This window comes from Octadecabacter algicola (assembly GCF_021532625.1).
Taxonomy (GTDB): domain Bacteria; phylum Pseudomonadota; class Alphaproteobacteria; order Rhodobacterales; family Rhodobacteraceae; genus Octadecabacter; species Octadecabacter algicola.
On record NZ_JAKGAR010000003.1, the window covers coordinates 341,946 to 362,660 of the forward strand.

Below are 20,715 nucleotides of genomic sequence, written 5' to 3' on the forward strand. Positions count from 1 at the left end.
GAAACGGCAGGGGCGGTTTTCGCGCCTGATCTGGTCCGCTACAACAAGTCAGCGCCAAAAGGAATAAGATCATGACCGCACCCAAACCTGTTGTCCTTTGTATTCTTGACGGATGGGGCAAACGCGCCGATCCGGTCGGAAACGCGCCTCTCATGGCGAACACGCCAAATTTCGACCGCGTCATGGCGGGTCCAAATGCAGAACTTATCACACATGGGCCCGATGTTGGCTTGCCAAAGGGTCAGATGGGTAATTCCGAGGTCGGCCATACCAACATCGGGGCGGGACGCGTCGTTGCAATGGATTTGGGCGCGATCGACTTAGCGATCGAGGATGGCTCTTTCTTTTCCAATGAAGCCCTCGTGGCATGGGCTGGCGCGCTAAAGGCATCCGGCGGCACCGCTCATGTGATGGGTTTGGTCAGTGACGGTGGCGTTCATGGCCATATTGTTCACATTCAGGCCGCGCTTAAAGCACTCGTCGATCTGGGATTACCCGTGGTGATGCACGCAATCACAGACGGGCGCGACGTGGCCCCCAAGTCTGGCGCTGATTTCCTGCGCGACCTTACTGCGGCGATGCCCGAAGGCGTAACCATCGGGTCCGTAACGGGGCGCTACTACGCATTGGATCGGGACAACCGTTGGGAACGGGTCGAAACCGCCTACCGCGCTATGGTCCATGGCGACGGCCCCAAGGGCGACAATGCCGTTGCCGTTATCGAGGCAGGCTACGCCAACGACACTACGGATGAATTTATTCCCGCGACCGTGCTTGGCGATTACGGTGGCATGAAAGACGGTGACGGTGTTTTCTGCTTGAACTTCCGCGCCGACCGCGCCCGCGAAATTCTGGCAGCTTTGGGTGCGCCTGCATTCGATGGGTTTGATATTGCGGGACGGCCTGCGTTGTCTTTGCTGGGCATGGTAAACTACTCAGATGCTCACAACTCCTACATGACCACCTGTTACCCGAAACAAGAGATCAAGAACACAATCGGGGCATGGGTCGCATCTAAGGGGCTACGACAGTTCCGTGTCGCTGAAACCGAAAAATACCCCCATGTGACGTTCTTTATGAACGGCGGCGTCGAAACCCCCGAGGCCGGTGAAGACCGTTATTTGGCGCCCTCTCCCAAGGTGGCGACCTATGATCTACAGCCCGAAATGTCCGCCGCAGAAGTCACCGAGGCTTTCGTAGGTGCAATCAACGATGGCTACGACCTGATTATCTGCAACTACGCCAACCCCGATATGGTCGGCCATACCGGCGACATTGCAGCGGCTGTTGCGGCCTGCGAAGCAGTCGATACTGGGTTAGGGGCAGTTTTGGCGGCATTGGAAACTGCGGGTGGTGCGATGCTGGTCACGGCCGATCACGGCAATTGCGAAACCATGATCGACCCCGAAACAGGTGGCCCCCATACTGCACACACGATCAACCCAGTTCCTGTGGCATTGGTCGGCGGGCCCGAGGGCGCACATCTACACAATGGTCGTCTGGCTGATCTGGCCCCTACTCTGCTAGGCTTGATGGACCTGGACTTGCCGCCAGAAATGACCGGAAAGAGCTTGATTGAGTGAAGTTTCTCGCGGTCATAATTGCACTCCTTGCCGGTGTCGCGACAGCGCAGACACCGTCTGAGGCTGCACAGGCCGCGGCCGTGCGTTTGCAAGAAGCGCAATCGATCTTAGAAAATGCCGATGGGCGATCTGATCGTGTCGCAGCCCTGACCCAAACCGTCCAAGCCTATGAGGACGGATTGGCAGCCTTGCGCGACGGGTTGCGACGCGCTGCGATACGACAACGTACACTGGAAACCGACCTTGCTGCACGCTCGGACGAGGTCGCGCGACTACTTGGTGTTTTGCAAACGATGGGCCGCGCGCCCGCGCCTATCTTGTTGCTGCATCCATCGGGGCCCACCGGAACGGCTCGCTCTGGCATGATGCTTGCCGAAGTAACGCCCGCCTTACAGCAAAAGGTGATCGAACTGCGCAGCCAGCTTGATGAACTTTCGGACCTGCGCAGCCTACAAACGGATGCCCTTGGGGTATTGGAAAAAGGGCTAGAAGGCGTTCAAACGGCGCGAACCGAACTCACCGCCGCTATTGCGGACCGCACCGACCTTCCACGACGGTTTTCGGATGACCCCGTCCAGACCGCCCTTTTGCTGGCCAGCTCCGAGACCCTTAGCGCGTTTGCGACTGGCCTAAGCGATACGCAAACCAATGCTGGACCAGATGCGACCACAATCAAGGGGGCGATCCCCCTCCCTGTTTCTGGGCAAGTTATTCGACAGTACAACGAAGCGGATGCCGCTGGTGTTGCACGTCCGGGTATCCTGATCGCAACGCGACCACGGGCACTGGTCACAACACCCGTTTCGGCCACCGTGCGATACTCTGGCCCTCTTTTGGATTATGGGAATGTCGTCATTCTGGAACCCGCAGCCGAGACGCTGTGGGTTATTGCGGGCCTCGCCGAGGCTTTTGGCGAAGCCGGTGAGATCTTGCCAGACGGGACCCCAATCGGCCTAATGGGCGGCGAAGTCACACAAGCTCAAGCAATTTTGAACGAAAGCGCGCAGGGTTCCGCCGGTCAGCGCACTGAAACGCTTTATCTTGAGGTCAGAGACAGGCAAAGTGCAGTCAACCCTGCTGAGTGGTTTGCATTTCAGTAGAGCGGCTCTAAATGCAGACATAAGAAAATGATGGGAATGAGTAGATGAAAAAATTTGCAATGGCTGCATCGGGCGGGATTCTATTAGGGGCCGTCGCAACAACACAGATCGCTGGCCCCCTGATCGCGCAAGAAGCAGCGAACAACGCCAGCGTCTATGAACAACTCGATTTGTTCGGTGACATCTTTGAACGCATCCGCGCGCAATATGTCGAAGACGTAGACGAAGCCGCTTTGATCGAAGCAGCTATCGACGGAATGCTGTCCTCGCTTGACCCGCATTCTAGCTACCTCTCCCCCGAAGACGCTGCAGAAATGCGCGAGTCCACACGTGGCGAATTTGGCGGTCTCGGGATCGAAGTGACCCAAGAAGAGGGCTTCGTAAAAGTCGTGTCCCCAATTGATGGCACCCCCGCCGCAGAAGCCGGGATCGAAGCCGGTGATTTCATTACGGCTGTCGATAATGAGAACCTGCTGGGTCTAACTTTGGATGAAGCGGTTGAATTGATGCGAGGCCCAGTCGGGTCCGAAATCATTATCACTGTGGTTCGTGAAGGATTGGATCAACCACTCGAGGTTTCAATTGTCCGCGACACCATCAAATTGACCGCCGTTCGCAGCCGTGTTGAAGGCGATACAGTCGTCTTGCGCGTTGTTACGTTCAGCGATCAAACCTATCCATCTCTCGAAGAGCAGCTGGCCGAACAAGTAGCCGAAGCTGGCGGTATCGAAAACGTTAACGGATTCGTAATCGATCTTCGCAACAACCCCGGCGGCTTGCTCAATCAGGCGATCGCTGTATCCGATGCATTCCTAGACGCCGGTGAGATCACATCAACCCGCGGTCGTGACCTAAGTGATGGCCAGCGCTGGAATGCACGCGAAGGCGACTTGGCCGAAGGGTTGCCAATTGTTGTTCTGATCAACGGCGGTTCTGCCTCCGCATCTGAAATCGTTGCAGGTGCCCTTCAGGATCACCGTCGTGCGATTGTTGTTATCGGAACGAACTCATTCGGTAAGGGTTCTGTTCAGACGGTGATGCCGTTGCGTGGTGACAGCGCCATGCGTCTGACAACGGCGCGGTATTACACGCCGTCTGGTCGTTCCATTCAGGCGCTTGGTATTAGCCCTGACATTATCGTCGAACAACCACGCATCGACCCAACGCTCGAGGTTGAGGAAGAAGAGGAAATCAACCGCCGTTCCGAGGCCGATCTGCGCGGATCACTGGAAAACGATAGTCTGACTGATGACGAAATCGAACAGATCCAAGCTGACCGTTTGCGCGCAGAAGATGCCGCCGCCCTTCGCGAAGAGGATTATCAATTGGCATATGCAATCGATATTCTCAAAGGCCTGTCTGCTCTCGGCCCGAACGAGTAAGCCGAGCCGACTTTGAAAATTGCGCCGCTGGGGGAAACCTTGGCGGCGTTTTACTTAGAGGACCCGTATAATGACCAAAACAATGACCCCTGAAGAGATTGCCAAGCTTCCTTACCGGCCCTGTGTTGGGTTGATGGTCGTGAATGAGGATGGAAAGGTCTTCGTTGGTCAACGTATGGATCGCGATCAAGACGCTTGGCAGATGCCACAGGGCGGTATCGACGAAGGCGAAAGCGTCACCGTCGCGGCCCTACGTGAGCTTGAAGAAGAGACCGGAATTACGGCTGATTTAGTGTCTATTACGGCGGAAACGCCCGACTGGCTGCCTTACGATTTACCGCACCATATTGTGCCTAAGATTTGGAAAGGTCGTTACCGTGGGCAGGAACAAAAATGGGTCCTGATGCGATTCAATGGATCGGACGAACAGATCAATATCGTCCAACCGCACCAAGAATTTTCCGAATGGATGTGGATTTCTCCCAAGGAACTGCTCGCCAATATCGTCCCATTTAAGAAGGATGTTTATTCAGCGGTGCTGGAGGCATTCGAGGGCCGTATCTAAAGACGGTGTTAAATTGCGCCCAAAGGGTGCGAACTGGAGTATGTGATGAAATCTATTTTGGCCTTAGCAACGACAGCAGTTCTTGTTGCCACGCAATCAGCAGCGCTGTCCTGCATGCAACCTGATGCAGCGCAAACCTTTCAATGGGCCTCAGAGGCCGAGGAATCCTACGCTGTCTTGCTTGGGAAATTCAGTTTCGAAGCGCCACCTCAACAGCCAGTGTCCAATGACGCGCAACCACAAGAAGTTGTCGCCAGCTTCACAGGACAAGGTTTGGCTGAAAACGGATTCGCACCCATGGCACCAACGACCGTAACCCTACGGACATCATGTGCTGGGCCTTGGTGCGGCGGCTTTCCAAGCCCAAACAGCGAAGTGTTGGCCTTTGTTGCGCTCACCGATGACGGTTATGTACTGACAATGGGTCCGTGTGGCGGATCTACCTTTGGCGTGGACACCGCCCCCATTGTAGAGGCCTGCATGCGCGGAGAGGCCTGCACAGCAACAGCAGACCCTGCCCAACATTAACGCAAGCGTCGTAACAACTGCGGTGAGGCATACCCATCAGGGACCAATCCGTTGGCCACTTGATAGGCGCGAATGGCATTGATCGTCAGCGGGCCAATCCGCCCGTCAATGGCCTGCGGGTCAAAACCCGCATCGCGCAGTCGCTGCTGCAACTCTCGTCGGTCGGGCCCGCTCAACGCACCGTCACTGCGGGGCCATGCAGACTGTATAGCACCGCCACCCGCTATTCTGTCAGCCAAATGACCAACGCCGATGACGTAGGAATCCGCAGTATTGTAAGTTTCAAGAACTTCGAAGTTTTTGAAAATCATGAGGGCTGCACCTTCATGGCCACCCGGTAACAGGATCGAAGCACGCCCATGGTTCGGCACAGGTTGTCCGTTCAATGCCACCACACCGTCTGACGCCCAATCGCTCGGCATCCTTTCGTTGTCTCTTCGCGCAGTCATATAATCAAAGTTCGCAGGAAGCTGAACTTCGACCCCCCAAGGCTGGCCGCGCGTCCAGCCATTGCTGCGCAGGTAGTTGGCCGCAGATGCCAAGGCATCCGTCGGATCATCGCCCCAGATGTCACGCCGCCCATCCCCGTTTCCATCAACCGCAAGGTCAAGGAAGCTGGTCGGCATAAATTGCGTATGGCCCATGGCACCAGCCCAAGACCCGACCATATTTCGAGGCGCCGTATCCCCTGCCTCAAGAATCTGTAGCGCCGCCAGCAATTGCCCTTCAAAGAACGCACTGCGCCGCGAGTCATGGGCCAGTGTTGCGAGCGCCTCAATCGTGTTCGTGTTCCCGCGGACAGCCCCATAAGCGGACTCGAGACCCCATATCGCAGCGATGACCTCTTTATCGACACCATATGTCGCTTCAATTTGGGTCAAGACAGATTGATGATCCCTTAAGGCACGCTGACCATTTCGAATACGCGCATCAGACACGGCGGTATCCAGATATTCCCACAACGCTTTTGAAAATTCGGACTGATTTCGATCCAGCGTGATGATGGCATCGTCCTGCGTCACACCTTGAAACGCAGCATCAAACGTCGCGGCGGAAATGCCCTGCCTAAGGGCGCGGCGGCGAAAACCATCAACCCATTGATCAAAACCCTCACCGTTGGATTGCACTTGCACGAATGGCGTAACCTGCACTGGCGCTTCGAGTGGCACAGGCCCAGCGATCCCCTGTCCTGACACGCTAACCGCACCCAGAAAGATCATACCAAACCGAAACATACTGTTACCCACTTCACGTTGCTTTGCATCACGCTAGCAAGTGCAGGCCAATATCGGAACCATTTGTATAAGGTCGGGCAGTAATCCGCCCTTACTTGCGGGTGCGTTTCACTTTGCGAGCTGTCTTGGCAGCCTTTTTCTTACCCTTGGACATCTTGCGACGCGGCGACGGGCCACGCCCCTTGCTTTTGCCCTGCGGCATAGCTTTGCCATCAATCTCAAGCAGATCAACAATCAGACCGCCCGTGACAGGCGCCGCTTCGACCAATTTGACCGTAACCCGCGTACCCAAAGCAATCACAACGCCCGTATCCGCGCCCATCAATGTCTGGCTGTCCGCGTCATAGTGGAAGTACTCAGCACCAAGGTTACGGATCGGGATCATCCCATCCGCGCCCGTTTCGTCCAGCTTAACGAAGACACCAAACTTGGCGATACCGCTGATGCGGCCAGCCATAACCGCGCCAACACGGTCATTCAGGAACGCGGCAAGGTAGCGATCAGTTGTGTCACGTTCCGCAACCATGGATCGACGCTCAGTGTCGGAAATCGCTTGCGCGGTTTCGGCCAACATTGCTTCGTCCTCGGGCGTCAAACCATCGTCGCCCCAACCGTGTGACGTGACCAAAGCCCGATGAACGATCAAGTCAGAATACCGTCGGATCGGCGAGGTAAAGTGTGCATATGACTGCAAGGCCAAACCGAAGTGGCCGAAGTTTTCTGGATTGTAATAGGCCTGCGTCATGGACCGCAGTGTGGCGATGTTGATTAATTCAGCATCGTCCGTATCGGCGGCTTGATCCAACAGGCGATTCAGATGCCCAGTCTTCAACACCTGCCCTTTGGCCAGCGTTAACCCCGCCGCCTCTGCTGTTTCACGAAGGGCATCCATCTTCTCGCGTTTTGGTTCCTCGTGCACACGAAACAGCAATGCCGACTTCTTGGACACCAGCGTTTCTGCAGCTGCGACATTTGCCAGAACCATGAATTCTTCGATCAGCTTATGCGCATCAAGGCGATCTCGGAACGCGACATCAATTACCTTGCCCTCATCGTTCAGCACAATTTTGCGTTCCGGCAAGTCGAGCTCAAGTGGCTGACGCTTTTCGCGGGCCCGTTTTAGCGCCTCGTAGCAGGCATAAAGTGGACGGATCACATCATCGAGCAGCGGTGCGACCTTGTCGTTCACCGTGCCATCCATCGCGGCCTGTACTTCTTCGTAATTCAGAGACGCAGGCGACGTCATTAAGCCACGCACAAAGCGTTGCGAGACCTTATTGCCAGCCTCATCGACCTGCATTTCAACCGCGATGCAGACGCGTTCAACGCCTTCGTGCAGTGAACAGAGATCACCCGACAGACGGTCCGGCAGCATCGGCACGACCCGATCAGGGAAATACGTTGAATTACCCCGCTTGCGGGCTTCACGGTCCAGCGCCGAACCGGGGCGCACGTAATGCGCCACATCCGCAATCGCGACCCACAGCGCAAAACCGCCCTGATCGTTGGGGATTGCGCAGCAGGCGTCATCATGGTCTCGCGCATCCCATGGATCAATCGTAATCAGTGGCAAATGGCGCAGGTCCTCCCGGCCATCCAACGCGGCTGGTTTGGCTGCATCAGCCTCCGCGATCACTTCGTCAGGAAAATGATCTGGAATATCGTGTTGATGAATGGCGATGAGCGACACGGCGCGTGGTTGGGTCGGGTCGCCAAGTCGCGCAACAATGCGGGCCTTGGGCAAGCCCATGCGCCCCTTTGGTCCGGCTTGTTCAGCCTCAACCAACTCTCCGTCTTTGGCCCCGTCAGTCGCACCTGCCGCTACGGTCCATTCTTTCTGGCTGCCCTTATCGACCGGCAGAATGCGCCCGCCTTCTGATCCTGTTTTAAAGATGCCCAAGATACGCAAAGGGTTCGTGCCAATCTGTCGGATCAAACGCGCGGTATAGCCGTAGTCTTGGCCCTTAACCTCAGTCAAACGCCCAAGAACGCGATCTCCTGCGCCCAACGCGGGTTCGCCGTCCTTCATCACCATCAAAATGCGCGGCGGATCGCCTTCTCCTGCCCACTCAAGCGGCTTTGCGAACAGATCCCCATCGCCGTCTGGCCCTGTGATCTGCAATACAGATACAGGCGGCAAAGCATTCGCGTCACGATACGACGACTTGCGCTTGGCAAGTTTGCCTTCGTCTTCGAGTTCACGCAGCAGACGCTTAAGATCAATGCGCGCAGCACCTTTGATGCCGAACGCTTTGGCGATATCACGCTTTGCGGCCTTAGTGGGATGTTCGGTGATCCAATCGAGGATCTCTTGCTTGGATGGGATACGGGTCATACGACCTGCCTAACATGACGAACCGCGCACGGCACGTCGATATTCTCACAACAATTAAAACATTGTTAATAAACGAAAAATTTATCCGCGAATAAGGTTAATTGAAATAGTCTTGCAAGATACGAGTATAGATCGCCTTTAGTTGGGTAATCTGTTCAACCGGAACGCATTCATCAACTTGGTGCATCGTTTTGCCCACCAGCCCAAATTCGACGACAGGACAGTGATCTTTCACAAAGCGCGCATCAGACGTGCCGCCCGTTGTGGACAGCTCTGGCGTGATCCCAGTTTCGGCCTGAACCGCGGCACTCACAAGATCAGACAAAGCACCCGGAGGCGTCAGAAAGCTTTCGCCGGACACCCGAACAGGCATGTCGATTTGAACGCCAAATTCTTCGGCAACGGCGTCGGCTTCGGACTGCATCCACGCGATTACAGTTGCCGATGTGTGCAGATCGTTAAACCGGACATTGGCGCTCGCCTTGCATGCGGCGGGAATGACGTTTGTGGCTGGGTTGCCTGTGTCGATTGTCACCACTGCCAATGTAGACGGGTCAAAATGGTCTGACCCTTGGTCCATCTCGTGACTGGCAAGTCGGTCAATTAAACGCGCCATAGCCGGTAGCGGGTTAATCGCGCGGTGGGGATAGGCAGCGTGCCCTTGCTTTCCGGTCACCGTAAAATGCGCCGTGAGCGACCCACGCCGCCCGACCTTAATCATCTCACCCATCACGTCTGGGCAGGTCGGCTCTCCGACGATGCAGGCTGTCATCGCCTCACCGTTGGATTGCATCCAGTCTAGCAAGGCGATTGTGCCGTCGGTCGAAGGGCCCTCTTCGTCGCCTGTAATCGCGATGATAATTGCACCGTCTGGCGGGGTATCTTTTACAAAGTCGACCGCCGCCGCCGCAAAAGCCGCCACGCCGGATTTCATGTCGGTCGCGCCCCGACCATAAAGAATGCCGTCTTTAATTTCCGCGCCAAATGGATCGACCGTCCACGCGGCCTCATCCCCCACAGGAACGACATCTGTGTGCCCGTTAAATCCAAAGGATTTGTTAGCCCCCCGTGCGCCCCACCTCGCATAAAGGTTTGGGGTGTCCGCACGATCAACCCGCCACGTTTCAAAGCCCGCGTCAGTCAGCAATTCATCCAACAATTGCAACGCACCACCCTCAATCGGGGTAACGCTAGGACAACGAATGAGATCAGCAGTGAGTGCGATAGGATCAATGGTCATGGAAGCCTCCAGTTTCCACTGCGTTATCGTTCCTTCGACGTCATTGCAAATACTCTAGGTTGTGTCCCTGTCGACACATATTTTGCGTAACGTGGAAACGACCCCCTAAAAAACCTCCAAATATCAAACCTCTAACATATAGTTGACATAATAAATTAGACCCGAGGCAGGGCAGACATCGAGCGGACCCAAGATGGTCCTACGGTCGCAGCGACGACCACAAGATATAGGCAATTCACAGCTTTTCGCGCGTGAAGTCCGTCTGGCGTGCCTCCTTTCGTAAGGGGCAGATACCGTGGTAGCAGGCGTTGAACTTGAATATGAAACCGATGCAACAGCGTGGGAGATGGCAAACACGATCTTTGGTGATGGTGTTACTGTCACAAATGCATCCTATTCTGGGTCGGACTATTCATCCGGAATTTATTCAAACGGAGATGCTGTTGCTGGCAATGTGACGCCTGGGGACTCGGGTGTTATTTTGTCCACGGGGCGGGCATCTCGGTTTACAAACAATAACAACAGCCAGTCCAACGAAAGCACAAATACGTCGACCAACACGGGCGGCCAGAATAACGAAGCTGGGTTCAATGCGCTTGCTGGGGCCAGCACATACGATGCGTCGTACATGGATATTGATTTCATCCCAACAGATGACGTGATGACCATGCAGTTTGTGTTCAGCTCGGACGAGTATCCTGAGTACACCAACTCGATCTACAATGATGCTGTGGGGGTCTGGATCAACGGTAACCTCGTGCCTTTGGCGATTACGGACAATGGCACGACGATCAACTCGATCAACCAAACCAACAACATCAACCTTTATAACGACAACACGTCTGACCAGTTCAACACCGAGATGGATGGTTTCACGCTGACGATGACGCTGACCATTCCTGTGAACGCGGGCGTCGTGAATTCGATCCGGATCGGCATCGCCGACGTTGCTGACAGCAGTTATGATTCCAACCTACTGATCGCCGCCAATTCAATTCAGACAGAACTGGTGGCCGAACAGGACTATGTGACGATGCAGGACAGCGTCACAAAGACCGTCGATATTCTAGACAACGATATCAACAATACGTCGGGTACACTGACAATCACCCATATCAATGGCGTGGCTGTCACCGCAGGCCAAACAGTTACCTTGGCCACGGGCCAAACAGTTCTGTTGAACGCTGATGGCACAGTCGACATTACCACAGATAGTGATTTTGAGACGTCCAGCTTTACCTACGAAGTCGAGAGCAAGGATACGTCCGGAAATGTGCTTGAGACTGACGTCGGGTTTGTCACCGTCGAGACGATCCCGTGTTTCGTTGCAGGTTCGATGATTGATACCGACCAAGGGCCACGTGCCGTTGAAACGCTAACCGCTGGTGACATGGTCATTACGCGCGATGATGGGCCACAGCCAGTGCGATGGATCGGGCGGCGTTCTGTACCCGCGACGGGCAAGATGGCACCCATCTGTATTCAGGAAAATGCACTGGGTGACCACGGTGAGCTAATGGTGTCACCACTGCACCGCGTTTTGGTCAAAGATGTAATTGCCGAGCTTTTGTTCGGTGAGGCGGAAGTGTTGATTGCTGCAAAAGATCTGGTCAACGATCAATCCATCCGCCCCATTGAAGGCGGGGAGGTTGAGTACGTTCATTTGATGTTTGATCGCCATCAGGTCGTCTACTCCGAGGGGCTGGCCACCGAGAGTTTTCTACCAGGCCCACAGACGACAAAGTCGTTCGAAGCAGAGATCGTTGAAGAGATTTCAACGATCTTCCCAGAGCTCGACGTGACAACAGGCGAAGGCTACGGCCCCGCCGCAAGGCCAATGTTGAAACGTTATGAGGTCGAAGCACTTATGCGGCGGGTCGCCTAGACAACATGGCACTCCAATGGATCGGCACACGTACGCAAGAAGGTGGGGATTTCAACCCCGCTGGATTGGGGTGCGCGCGACCCAACCTTGGATCTTCTGCAGAGCTTTTGCCTCGCGGCAGTCTGCTCATGGAAGTGACGATACGGCCGACATCCCATCCGATAAACTTGTTACGTTTCGCAGCGCTGGACCCATGGCCGTCGGGCCTAACGGTTTGCCTTGAACCCGATGGAACAGTGCGGTTGATGATGCGCCAAGGTGGCAAGCATCTGGCGACTTCGTTGAAAACCAACCTAGGCGGCAAAGCGCAAACCGCCCACATCACTTATACGTGGGATGCACCAGCGCGTTCAGGCCGTATTAGTGTCTATATTCCGGATAACGGTATCCTTTGGCAGACGGCCGTTCTGGCGCCTTTCCCGATCTCAATGCGGGATGCTCAACGCATTGTAACGGCACCCGAAACTTGCGCCATGGACAGGGATTTAACGTTCGCGGCGATCGCCGATGCACCCTGCCCGCATGGCCCGCTGCCCGGGTTGAGCGGAGCGGCAGCAGTAGATACTCCGTTTGGACCGAAAGCTCTGCGCGACATCGTTGCAGGTGATTACGTAACCGTCGACGGAACAGAAGCAGTTCGAGTTTTGTGGGTGGGCCACACGAGCGTACCTGCATTGGGTCGGTTCACACCGATGACATTGCGCAGACCCTATATGGGACTATGGGAAGATTTGATCGCAGCCCGGGACCAGCGTGCCTGTTTGGCAGGGTCGGAAGTAGAATACATGTTCGGGGAAGAGCGTGTCAGCACAGCCATCCGTCACTTAGAAGTTCGCAATTGCGCGACTCCGACCAAGAACGCACCTGCAATTGTCACATACTATCAGATCTTGTTGGAAACCCACGAAATCATCACTGTGAACGGCGCTATGGTCGAAAGTTTTGACGGTTCCGCCGTGCTTTCCGCTCCAGATTTTTTGAAATTCTCCGTACTGGCCGACATGCCCATCGAGTTGTGCCCGAAACAAGTCGGGCTCGCGGCACCTGTCTTGCAAGGCTACGAAGCCCTGACACTGACAGGCGTTTCAATCGGATAATCTGATGGGTTTTAGTCGTCGGTGTCTTCGTCAAAGAACGGAGTCATTTGCGCAACGATGACGCTGTTTTCGTCAAGCGCACGCTGCATCAATTCGCGTTCTTCGTCTGGTATGTCGTGCCCTTCGGCTAGACGTTCATCCAAAGTGCCGTAACCCGAGACATCCAAAGGTGCCAAATCTGCTTGTTTCAGAATGGCCACGGTTTCACGGACGGCTTCTGCTTCATCTACACCAGACGCATAGATCATCAACGCAGCACCGGTACTGTCTTGGGGCAACCCGTCATCATCCTTACGGCCCACTTCGACCAGCAGGGTAAAGACTTGTTGGCGCGACGGCTTTTTGGCCTTCTTGGGCTTCGAGGTCGACTGGGGTTGTGGCGTTTTTGGATCCGACATGAGCGGCGCCTAACCCTTCGCGTTAGTAACGTCAACGTTGAGGAGGATTGACCATCGCTTCGCGCTGCGCAATTAGGGGGCAGATTCTTGGGGGACAACTGATGAAATATGCGTTGCGACTGCTGGCAAGCTTCTTCTTAATCATCATTTCAAATTCTGGTTTCGCGCAAGAACCGCCACTGACCTTTGCCACGGTGGAGCGCCCCCCTTTCGCATTTTTGGACAATGGAGAGGCCGCGGGCTTTAGTATTGAACTCACGAAAGCGATTGCCGATCAGTTGGGCCGTGAAATCTCTTTTGAATTCTACGGCTCCTTTCCTGACATGTTGTCGTCCGTCCAGAATGGTGAACGTGACGCTGCTGTCGCAAACATCTCGATTACCGCAGACCGCGAACTGTTGATGGACTTTTCGCATCCGATCTTTGAAGGCGGGATCGGCGTCCTTTTGCGGGACGATAACAGCGGCGGGTCGTTTCTGTCTGCATTGTTTACACGAGACATTCTATTTGTGGTTCTCGGGGCGCTTGGGTTGCTGTTTGGCAGCGGCGTTGTGATGTGGCTTATGGAACGCCGTGCTCAGCCCTATTTTGATCGCAAAGGCGGGGATGCACTGTTTCACTCATTTTGGTGGGCCTTGAACCTTGTTGTAAACGGCGGGTTTGAAGAACGCGTGCCGCAAACTCGACCAGGCCGTGCTTTTGCTGTTGTTCTGGTCGTCTCGAGCTTGTTCATCGTATCGATTTTCGTAGCGACCATTACATCCACTATGACGGTCGAGGCGTTGCATGAAAACGTAGAGTCCATCAATGACCTAGAAGGCCGCCGTGTTGCGACAGTAGAAAATTCGACATCCGCTGCATTTCTAAACGCGCGGGACCTACCGCATGTCACATACGGTTCACCAGATGAGATGTTTCAGCTTCTTGAGAACGACAATCTAGATGCCATCGTTTTTGACGCTCCGATTTTGTCCTATTATTCCAACACGCACACGGAGCCTGCCACACGGCTATTGCCGCGTATTTACCGACGCGAAAACTACGGAATCGCGTTGCCCAATTCTAGCCCGCTTGGCGAACAGATAAATCAATCACTGCTTCGTTTGCGCGAAGACGGAACCTATGACGAATTGGTTACGAAGTGGTTTGGTCGCGCGAGCGGCTAACCGTCCGGTTTATCATCCGTGAACCGCGACTTCGCCGCCCAAAGCGACGAGAAAATCAGCACCGCCTGAATCGGGATAAACCCGATCGCTAAAAGAGCGACTGCGGTCGCCCAAACGGGGAAATTGAACGTTTCCGCAATTGTTTGAAACGGCCGGTACAACACAGCAAACGCAAAAACGAGGCAAGCGGCATCAAACCCCACAGGGGCCCATGCCGCCAACCAACTGGGGCGTTCGGCCCGCGCGATGCGGGCCTTAGCTAGTGCTCGGCTGAGGATCAATCGCGCAGCAGATCGTTGATGCCCGTCTTTGAACGTGTCTTTTCGTCGACGGTTTTCACGATCACGGCGCAATACAGGTTGATGTCGTTCTTGGACGGCATAGATCCCGCAACCACAACGGAATAAGGCGGTACTTCGCCGTAGAAGACTTCGCCGGTTTCACGGTTCACGATCTTGGTGGACTGGCCGATGAATACGCCCATGCCCAGAACGGACCCCTCTCGGATGATGCAGCCTTCGACGACTTCGGAACGCGCACCAATAAAGCAGTTGTCTTCGATGATCGTTGGGCCAGCTTGCATTGGCTCAAGAACACCACCGATGCCGACGCCGCCGGACAGGTGAACGTTCTTGCCGATCTGCGCACAGGACCCAACAGTCGCCCAGCCATCAACCATGGACCCTTCATCGACATAGGCGCCGAGGTTCACGAAGGATGGCATTAGGACAACGCCTGGTGCGATGTAGGCAGAACGGCGAACGATTGAACCTGGCACCGCACGGAAACCTGCGGCCTTCCATTCGTTGTCGCCCCAACTTTCCCATTTGGACGGCACCTTGTCCCACCAGCTTCCGTTGCCGTTGGACCCTTCGATCATGGCCATGTCGTTCAAACGGAAAGACAGAAGAACTGCTTTCTTCGCCCATTGGTTTACGTGCCAGTCGCCATTTTCCAGCTTTTCCGCTACGCGCAATTTACCGCTGTCCAGCGCGTTCATTGTATCTGTGATCGCTTCGCGTACTTCGCCTTGTGTGGACGTTGTGATGGTATCACGTGCGTCCCATGCAGCTTCGATTGCGGTTTCCAGTTGAGCGTTGGACATGATGGTCCCTTTCGGATGCGTTATGTTTGAGGGTCCAATAGCGCGAGGGCCACGGTTGAGCAATTAAATAGGTATAGGCGCGGGATTCGCGCCACAGAGCAGTACCGCGACTTTTTCGTTCTTTGAGGGCATGTAGACGCCAGACAGGATTGCAGCGACACCCGCAGCACCTGCCGGTTCAACCAATTGACGAAGGTTCTGCCAAATCAGTTTTTGGGCATGGGCGACTGCGTCATCCGTCACCAGAACAGTAGAAAGGTCATTGGCTTTCGCAATCCCGAAGGGCAGGCTTCCGATCCGTTTTGCGCCCAGCGCATTGGCACAAAGGCCCGAGACTTCGATGTCCGTCTCTGAACCATTGGTAAGCGCCGCGTGCATGGAATTGGTGGTTTCGGTTTCGACACCGATGATGTTGCGCCCATTTAGCCATGTCAGCGCACCACTGATCAAACCGCCCCCGCCAATGGCGATTATGACAGTATCTGCGTCCAGTCCTTGATCTTCCCATTCTTTGAAACAGGTGCCCTGACCTGCAATCGTCGCTGGCGCGTCATAGGGATGAATATCCAATGCGCCGGTTTCGTTTTTGTGTGCCGTGGCGGCGGCGGCGGCATCGGAATAGGCGCCTTTGACGATATGAAGGTTTGCACCAGTCTGCCGGATCACATCGATCTTTGCGGGACCCGCAAATTCGGGCACAAAGATATGAGCATCATGGCCAAGCGCGGTCGCGGCATGGGCCACAGCCGCACCGTGATTGCCGCCCGACGCCGCAACAATTCCAGCAGTTGGCACATCCGCAGTCAGGATAGAATTAAACGCGCCTCTGGCTTTGAAGGATCCTGTGACCTGCGTGTGTTCGAACTTGAACTGAAGCGGCAGTCCAAAGCTGTCCGAGCGCATAGCGGGGGTTTCGTGTACGTAACCTTTAATTCGAGCGGCGGCATTGGAAATGTCAGCGGAGGTGACGGGCATGTGTTTGGCCTTTAGTTGGACAATGTTCGGCCAACCTGCCACTAAAATGCCAACACGAACAATAAGATTGAAAGAGTTGCCTCATGAAAGACGATCCACACCGCCGCCATCCGTTGCGCGACAGCAAACAAGACCGTGCCGAGGCTGTTCAAGTCCCTGACACGCCTCAGACGCGTTCGCCTGCCTATGCGCTGGCGTTTGCCGACCCTGATTTCCTGTGCCGCGACGAATTGCGCCCAGTGCGTTTGCAACTAGAACTGCTGAAGCCGCAATTGATGCTGGACGAACAAGGAATCGAATCGACCATCGTGATGTTCGGTGGTGCACGCATTCCTGCACCTGCAAACAAAGACAACGCACGTACCAAAACGCTAGCTGATTTGTCCCAGTATTACGAAGAGGCGCGCAAGTTCGCCAAACTGATGACTGAAACAGGCGAAAGCCATGAGAATGTTATCGTTACAGGTGGTGGCCCCGGCGTCATGGAGGCCGGAAACCGTGGTGCCATTGATGCAGGTGGTAAATCCATCGGGCTGAACATCGTGCTACCACATGAACAGGCCCCGAACGAATACGTGACGCCTGAGCTGTGTTTCAATTTTCACTACTTCGCGATCCGCAAAATGCATTTCTTAATGCGTGCCAAGGCGGTCACCGTCTTCCCCGGCGGTTTCGGAACGTTGGACGAAACGTTCGAAGCCCTGACGCTCATTCAGACGGGTCGCATGGAACGGGTTCCGTTCTTGCTGTTCGGTCGCGCGTTTTGGGAGAGCATTATCAACTGGGACGCTTTGGCGGACGCCGGAACGATTTCTGCGGATGACCTTGAGCTGTTCAAATTCGTTGAAACCGCTGAAGAAGCCATCGAGGCGTTGGAAAACTGGGAAGGCGCCGGCGAAAAGCGCGGCGCAATCCCCGGACGGTAAAAGAAACGGGGCGCTGGCTTACAGGCCAGCGTCCGCTTCAATCTCTTTACGCGACTTTCGGGCCCGTTCGGTGGCCGACTTGAGCTGACCACAGGCCGCCATAATGTCTTCGCCGCGCGGTTTGCGCACTGGAGACGCATAACCCGCATTGTAAACGATATCCGCGAACGCCTTGATGCGGTTATTGGTAGACCGTTCATAGGGCGCACCCGGCCATTCGTTGAATGGGATTAGGTTGATCTTCGCAGGAATGCCTTTGATCAGTTCCACCAAACGGCGCGCATCTTCGTCGCTGTCATTCACATCTTTTAGCATCACATATTCAAACGTAATGCGTTCCGAGTTGCTGACTTTCGGGTAGGCAGCAAGAGCCGCGAGCAGTTCTTCGATGTTCCAACGCTTGTTAATCGGCACGAGTTTGTTGCGCACCTCATCCGTGGTTGCATGAAAGGAGACCGCCAGTTGGCAGCCGATCTCATCCGCGGTGCGGGCGATTTCAGGGACAACACCAGAGGTCGATAGTGTGATACGGCGGCGCGACAAGGCGATGCCTTCACGGTCCATTGCAATCTTCATCGCATCACGAACGTTTTCGAAATTATACAACGGTTCGCCCATGCCCATCAGAACGATGTTGGACAACAGACGGGGGCCTTGGTCAGCAGTACTGATACCAGCCTCTGGCCATTCGCCCAAATCATCGCGAGCCAACATGACTTGGCCGATGATTTCACCCGCCGTCAGATTGCGAACGAGTTTTTGGGTGCCTGTATGACAGAAGCTACAGGTCAGCGTGCAACCGACTTGGGATGAAATGCACAGCGTGCCGCGATCGGTTTCGGGGATATAGACCACCTCAACCTCATGACCGCCTGCGATGCGCACAAGGTATTTACGCGTGCCATCTGAGGACACTTCGCGTGTCACAACCTCGGGCAATTCGATCTTGAAATGCTCGGCTAAGGTGACACGAAAGTCTTTGGACAGGTTCGTCATGACATCAAAGTCACGCACGCCCCAATGGTACAGCCAAGCCCAAATTTGGTTCACCCTCATCTTGGCCTGTTTCTCTTTCACGCCAAGGCCAATGAGCTCATCGCGAAGCTGGTCGCGGGTCAGGCCGACGATGTTCACGGGGCCGCCTTCGGGCAGAACACGTTTAATCGTCATAACGTCTTGGGTGATGGGCGCTTGCGGTTCCATGAGAATCGACTCCAGTGGGGTTTGAGGCCCTATATAAGACGTGAGGCCGGTTTCCAAAGAAAACCGGCCTCACTCAAATTGCATAGCTTAGCGATTTAGCTGGAACAGCGGTTCGCTGCTTCTTCAACGCCAGCCGTAAAACCAAGCAATGAGAACGTGTCACGTGTAACTGTGCCGCGACCGGATCGCGCAGAGATCGTTGCCGCAGAACCGCGTTTCATAGCGGCCACAATGCGTGCGTCGTCTTCAGGTGTTGCTGGCCACGCCCATTCACCTTCGGTGAAAAGCTCGAACGTAGTGCCGCCGATGTCCAGTTCAGCTGTGGATCCGCCCGCAAACGGATAACCGCCCGTGAATGTCACCTGCCCGTTCACACCCGCACCAGGGCGGTAGAACACGAACAGCAAAATCTCACCGCGGCGCACAGATACAACCTGCCCATCGCGAGAGTTTACAGTTTCTTTCGGGGCGGAGACCGCCCAGCATTCAGTTGGGTTGTCTTCTACGAAGACGGACCAGTCAGTGTTTGCGGCCACGCGGTTAGAGCTGGCCTCTTGCGCGATTGCGCTGGTGCCTAGTGTTGCCAACGCGACTACGCCAAACGCGCGAGAAATCTTTGAAATCATAAATACAGCCTCCAAGCTGTCCGTGCCTCAGGTTGCTCTTATCTGCCTAGCACCTCTAGCGGGTACCTTTTCGACTAGAATGAGCGGTTTCAACTCGATAGCTACAGCATTAGCAAGTTTTTGCCCAATTGGGAAAGCCCTTTGTCCCCTATTATTTGTGCGGATTGCCGCCCATTCGGAGAGTTTCATGTCAAATCCTGTCGATCTTGTTGAACTTTGGCGCGGTGGAATGCTGGAATCTGTCCATCAAGGGCATGCGGTTGTGGTCGACCAAAGTGGTGAGATCCTGCATGCATGGGGCGATCCGGAGTACATTACCTACCCTAGATCCAGCGCTAAAATGCTACAGGCGCTGCCTTTGGTTGAGAGTGGTGTGGCGGATCGTTTCGGACTGACGACCGAACAGCTTGCGTTATCTTGCGCGTCACATTCCGGCGCGGCTATTCACACAGAACGTGTTCAGAACTGGTTGAACGACCTTGAGTTGGACGATGATGCATTTCGATGCGGTCCACAGTGGCCTTCCGACAAACCCGCCAGCAAAGTGCTAATCAAGTCTGACGCAAGTGCTTGTAAGTATCATAACAACTGTTCCGGCAAACATTGCGGCTTCTTGACGATGGTCAAGGCAAATGGCTGGGGACCGGATTACGTTGCGATCGACCACCCCTTGCAGGTGGGTATCAAACAAATCGTCGAAGAACTGGTAGAAGAAACCTCGCCCAATTGGGGTATTGATGGCTGCTCTGCTCCGAACCACGCCAGCACCGTCCACGGTATGGCCCGCGCCATGGCAACATTTGCCAAGGCCGATGACAGTAATACACGCGGGTCTGCAATGGTTCGGCTTCGCAATGCGATGATGGCACATTCCGATCTGCTGTCGAACACAGACCGCGCCTGTTATCACCTCACGAAGGCTGCAAAAGGAAAGGCTGCCGTCAAAACAGGGGCCGAGGGATTCTACATTGCTATCTTGCCAGAGCTGAAAATGGGCGTGGCACTAAAGATCATGGATGGCACAACACGGGCCGCCGAATGTGCGATAGCCGCGATCCTATGCAAACTGGGTGTCGTCGACGCACATGATCCGCTCGTTAAACAGTACCGCAATCCAGACCTGAAGAATTTCGCCGGTCTGGTCACTGGCGATATGCGCCCCAGCGTCGCACTTGCCTGACGAGCACGAATCCGTCAGATAGAAATTGTTCTCAGGGCGGGGTGTAATTCCCCACCGGCGGTTATAGCCCGCGAGCGGCCTCAAGGTGAGGTGTCAGCAGATACTGGTGAAATTCCAGAGCCGACGGTCATAGTCCGGATGAGAGAGAGCTTCGGTGCGCGTGTGGTTTCCGCCTGCGCAGCGATT

At 55.0% G+C, this 20,715-nt stretch carries 19 protein-coding genes and 1 riboswitch; of the genes, 10 read left to right on the forward strand and 9 right to left on the reverse strand.

The genetic code is table 11. The features are described from left to right. The first annotated feature begins 71 nt into the window (after positions 1 to 71). The 5 genes from gpmI to L0666_RS12885 all read left to right on the forward strand — a co-directional run bounded on the left by gpmI (position 72) and on the right by L0666_RS12885 (position 5,158). Positions 72 to 1,583 (forward strand): 2,3-bisphosphoglycerate-independent phosphoglycerate mutase, encoded by a 1,512-nt coding sequence (gpmI, locus tag L0666_RS12865; RefSeq protein WP_235261793.1) that lies wholly within the window; start codon positions 72 to 74, stop codon positions 1,581 to 1,583. Beyond that, positions 1,580 to 2,683, forward strand: a complete 1,104-nt coding sequence (locus L0666_RS12870) for a murein hydrolase activator EnvC family protein (protein WP_235261794.1) — start codon at positions 1,580 to 1,582, stop codon at positions 2,681 to 2,683. The genes gpmI and L0666_RS12870 overlap by 4 nt, the downstream gene beginning before the upstream one ends. 44 nt (positions 2,684 to 2,727) lie before the next feature. Continuing rightward, positions 2,728 to 4,065, forward strand: coding sequence for a S41 family peptidase (locus L0666_RS12875; RefSeq protein ID WP_235261795.1), 1,338 nt, complete (start codon positions 2,728 to 2,730; stop codon positions 4,063 to 4,065). Positions 4,066 to 4,147: 82 nt separating this feature from the next. Further along, complete coding sequence (locus L0666_RS12880) at positions 4,148 to 4,630, forward strand: RNA pyrophosphohydrolase (protein ID WP_235262209.1); 483 nt, start codon at positions 4,148 to 4,150, stop codon at positions 4,628 to 4,630. 45 nt (positions 4,631 to 4,675) lie between these two features. After that, entirely contained in the window at positions 4,676 to 5,158 is a 483-nt protein-coding gene (locus tag L0666_RS12885; protein ID WP_235261796.1) for a hypothetical protein, read from the forward strand. On the opposite strand, the gene L0666_RS12890 is transcribed toward L0666_RS12885, so the two are convergent. From L0666_RS12890 to dapE, 3 genes are all read right to left on the reverse strand, one after another. After that, a complete protein-coding gene (locus L0666_RS12890; protein WP_235261797.1) occupies positions 5,155 to 6,393 on the reverse strand; it encodes a lytic murein transglycosylase in 1,239 nt (412 codons plus the stop codon). The two genes, L0666_RS12885 and L0666_RS12890, sit on opposite strands and share 4 nt — an antisense overlap. 91 nt (positions 6,394 to 6,484) lie before the next feature. After that, a complete protein-coding gene (gene rnr, locus L0666_RS12895; RefSeq protein WP_235261798.1) occupies positions 6,485 to 8,728 on the reverse strand; it encodes a ribonuclease R in 2,244 nt (747 codons plus the stop codon). A gap of 97 nt (positions 8,729 to 8,825) precedes the next feature. Then, positions 8,826 to 9,968 carry a succinyl-diaminopimelate desuccinylase gene (gene dapE, locus L0666_RS12900; RefSeq protein ID WP_235261799.1) on the reverse strand — a complete coding sequence of 381 codons (1,143 nt, stop codon included), beginning with the start codon at positions 9,966 to 9,968 and terminating at the stop codon, positions 8,826 to 8,828. A gap of 295 nt (positions 9,969 to 10,263) precedes the next feature. Between dapE and L0666_RS12905 the strand changes: the two genes are divergently transcribed. After that, positions 10,264 to 11,853, forward strand: a complete 1,590-nt coding sequence (locus L0666_RS12905; RefSeq protein ID WP_235261800.1) for a Hint domain-containing protein — start codon at positions 10,264 to 10,266, stop codon at positions 11,851 to 11,853. A gap of 5 nt (positions 11,854 to 11,858) precedes the next feature. Continuing rightward, on the forward strand, positions 11,859 to 12,950 hold the full coding sequence (locus L0666_RS12910) for a Hint domain-containing protein (protein ID WP_235261801.1): 1,092 nt from the start codon (positions 11,859 to 11,861) through the stop codon (positions 12,948 to 12,950). 11 nt (positions 12,951 to 12,961) lie between these two features. Here the strand turns inward: L0666_RS12910 and L0666_RS12915 are convergent, their stop codons facing one another. Next, positions 12,962 to 13,348: a hypothetical protein gene (locus L0666_RS12915; protein WP_235261802.1), complete on the reverse strand. Its 387-nt coding sequence runs from the start codon at positions 13,346 to 13,348 to the stop codon at positions 12,962 to 12,964. Between the two features lie 101 nt (positions 13,349 to 13,449). Between L0666_RS12915 and L0666_RS12920 the strand changes: the two genes are divergently transcribed. After that, positions 13,450 to 14,514 (forward strand): transporter substrate-binding domain-containing protein, encoded by a 1,065-nt coding sequence (locus tag L0666_RS12920; RefSeq protein ID WP_235261803.1) that lies wholly within the window; start codon positions 13,450 to 13,452, stop codon positions 14,512 to 14,514. On the opposite strand, the gene L0666_RS12925 is transcribed toward L0666_RS12920, so the two are convergent. The 3 genes from L0666_RS12925 to L0666_RS12935 all read right to left on the reverse strand — a co-directional run bounded on the left by L0666_RS12925 (position 14,511) and on the right by L0666_RS12935 (position 16,594). Further along, positions 14,511 to 14,795 (reverse strand): hypothetical protein, encoded by a 285-nt coding sequence (locus L0666_RS12925; RefSeq protein WP_235261804.1) that lies wholly within the window; start codon positions 14,793 to 14,795, stop codon positions 14,511 to 14,513. The genes L0666_RS12920 and L0666_RS12925 overlap by 4 nt on opposite strands. After that, positions 14,792 to 15,619 (reverse strand): 2,3,4,5-tetrahydropyridine-2,6-dicarboxylate N-succinyltransferase, encoded by an 828-nt coding sequence (gene dapD, locus L0666_RS12930; protein ID WP_235261805.1) that lies wholly within the window; start codon positions 15,617 to 15,619, stop codon positions 14,792 to 14,794. Before dapD ends, L0666_RS12925 begins: the two co-directional genes overlap by 4 nt. 63 nt (positions 15,620 to 15,682) lie before the next feature. Beyond that, positions 15,683 to 16,594, reverse strand: a complete 912-nt coding sequence (locus tag L0666_RS12935; protein ID WP_235261806.1) for a serine/threonine dehydratase — start codon at positions 16,592 to 16,594, stop codon at positions 15,683 to 15,685. A gap of 83 nt (positions 16,595 to 16,677) precedes the next feature. On the opposite strand from L0666_RS12935, the gene L0666_RS12940 reads away from it, so the two are divergent. After that, the gene (locus L0666_RS12940) at positions 16,678 to 17,520 is read left to right on the forward strand and encodes an LOG family protein (RefSeq protein ID WP_235261807.1); all 843 of its coding nucleotides are present in this window, start codon (positions 16,678 to 16,680) and stop codon (positions 17,518 to 17,520) included. Positions 17,521 to 17,538: 18 nt separating this feature from the next. On the opposite strand, the gene rlmN is transcribed toward L0666_RS12940, so the two are convergent. Both rlmN and L0666_RS12950 read right to left on the reverse strand, forming a co-directional pair. Next, the gene (gene rlmN / locus L0666_RS12945; protein WP_235261808.1) at positions 17,539 to 18,723 is read right to left on the reverse strand and encodes a dual-specificity RNA methyltransferase RlmN; all 1,185 of its coding nucleotides are present in this window, start codon (positions 18,721 to 18,723) and stop codon (positions 17,539 to 17,541) included. A gap of 95 nt (positions 18,724 to 18,818) precedes the next feature. After that, positions 18,819 to 19,349 carry an invasion associated locus B family protein gene (locus L0666_RS12950; RefSeq protein WP_235261809.1) on the reverse strand — a complete coding sequence of 177 codons (531 nt, stop codon included), beginning with the start codon at positions 19,347 to 19,349 and terminating at the stop codon, positions 18,819 to 18,821. 187 nt (positions 19,350 to 19,536) lie between these two features. Here L0666_RS12950 and L0666_RS12955 point away from each other — a divergent pair, with 187 nt between their 5' ends. Next, positions 19,537 to 20,529, forward strand: a complete 993-nt coding sequence (locus L0666_RS12955; protein WP_235261810.1) for an asparaginase — start codon at positions 19,537 to 19,539, stop codon at positions 20,527 to 20,529. 23 nt (positions 20,530 to 20,552) lie between these two features. Further along, positions 20,553 to 20,683: riboswitch (FMN riboswitch) on the forward strand. Positions 20,684 to 20,715 lie beyond the last annotated feature (32 nt).

What these genes read in the sequence shown, in the direction of transcription:
- gpmI (WP_235261793.1), top strand. Translation starts at nt 72, where the DNA reads ATGACCGCACCCAAACCTGTTGTCCTTTGTATTCTTGACGGATGGGGC.
- L0666_RS12875 (WP_235261795.1), top strand. Translation starts at nt 2,728, where the DNA reads ATGAAAAAATTTGCAATGGCTGCATCGGGCGGGATTCTATTAGGGGCC.
- L0666_RS12880 (WP_235262209.1), top strand. Translation starts at nt 4,148, where the DNA reads ATGACCCCTGAAGAGATTGCCAAGCTTCCTTACCGGCCCTGTGTTGGG.
- L0666_RS12885 (WP_235261796.1), top strand. Translation starts at nt 4,676, where the DNA reads ATGAAATCTATTTTGGCCTTAGCAACGACAGCAGTTCTTGTTGCCACG.
- L0666_RS12890 (WP_235261797.1), bottom strand. Translation starts at nt 6,393, where the DNA reads ATGTTTCGGTTTGGTATGATCTTTCTGGGTGCGGTTAGCGTGTCAGGA.
- rnr (WP_235261798.1), bottom strand. Translation starts at nt 8,728, where the DNA reads ATGACCCGTATCCCATCCAAGCAAGAGATCCTCGATTGGATCACCGAA.
- dapE (WP_235261799.1), bottom strand. Translation starts at nt 9,968, where the DNA reads ATGACCATTGATCCTATCGCACTCACTGCTGATCTCATTCGTTGTCCT.
- L0666_RS12910 (WP_235261801.1), top strand. Translation starts at nt 11,859, where the DNA reads ATGGCACTCCAATGGATCGGCACACGTACGCAAGAAGGTGGGGATTTC.
- L0666_RS12915 (WP_235261802.1), bottom strand. Translation starts at nt 13,348, where the DNA reads ATGTCGGATCCAAAAACGCCACAACCCCAGTCGACCTCGAAGCCCAAG.
- L0666_RS12920 (WP_235261803.1), top strand. Translation starts at nt 13,450, where the DNA reads ATGAAATATGCGTTGCGACTGCTGGCAAGCTTCTTCTTAATCATCATT.
- dapD (WP_235261805.1), bottom strand. Translation starts at nt 15,619, where the DNA reads ATGTCCAACGCTCAACTGGAAACCGCAATCGAAGCTGCATGGGACGCA.
- L0666_RS12935 (WP_235261806.1), bottom strand. Translation starts at nt 16,594, where the DNA reads ATGCCCGTCACCTCCGCTGACATTTCCAATGCCGCCGCTCGAATTAAA.
- L0666_RS12940 (WP_235261807.1), top strand. Translation starts at nt 16,678, where the DNA reads ATGAAAGACGATCCACACCGCCGCCATCCGTTGCGCGACAGCAAACAA.
- rlmN (WP_235261808.1), bottom strand. Translation starts at nt 18,723, where the DNA reads ATGGAACCGCAAGCGCCCATCACCCAAGACGTTATGACGATTAAACGT.
- L0666_RS12950 (WP_235261809.1), bottom strand. Translation starts at nt 19,349, where the DNA reads ATGATTTCAAAGATTTCTCGCGCGTTTGGCGTAGTCGCGTTGGCAACA.
- L0666_RS12955 (WP_235261810.1), top strand. Translation starts at nt 19,537, where the DNA reads ATGTCAAATCCTGTCGATCTTGTTGAACTTTGGCGCGGTGGAATGCTG.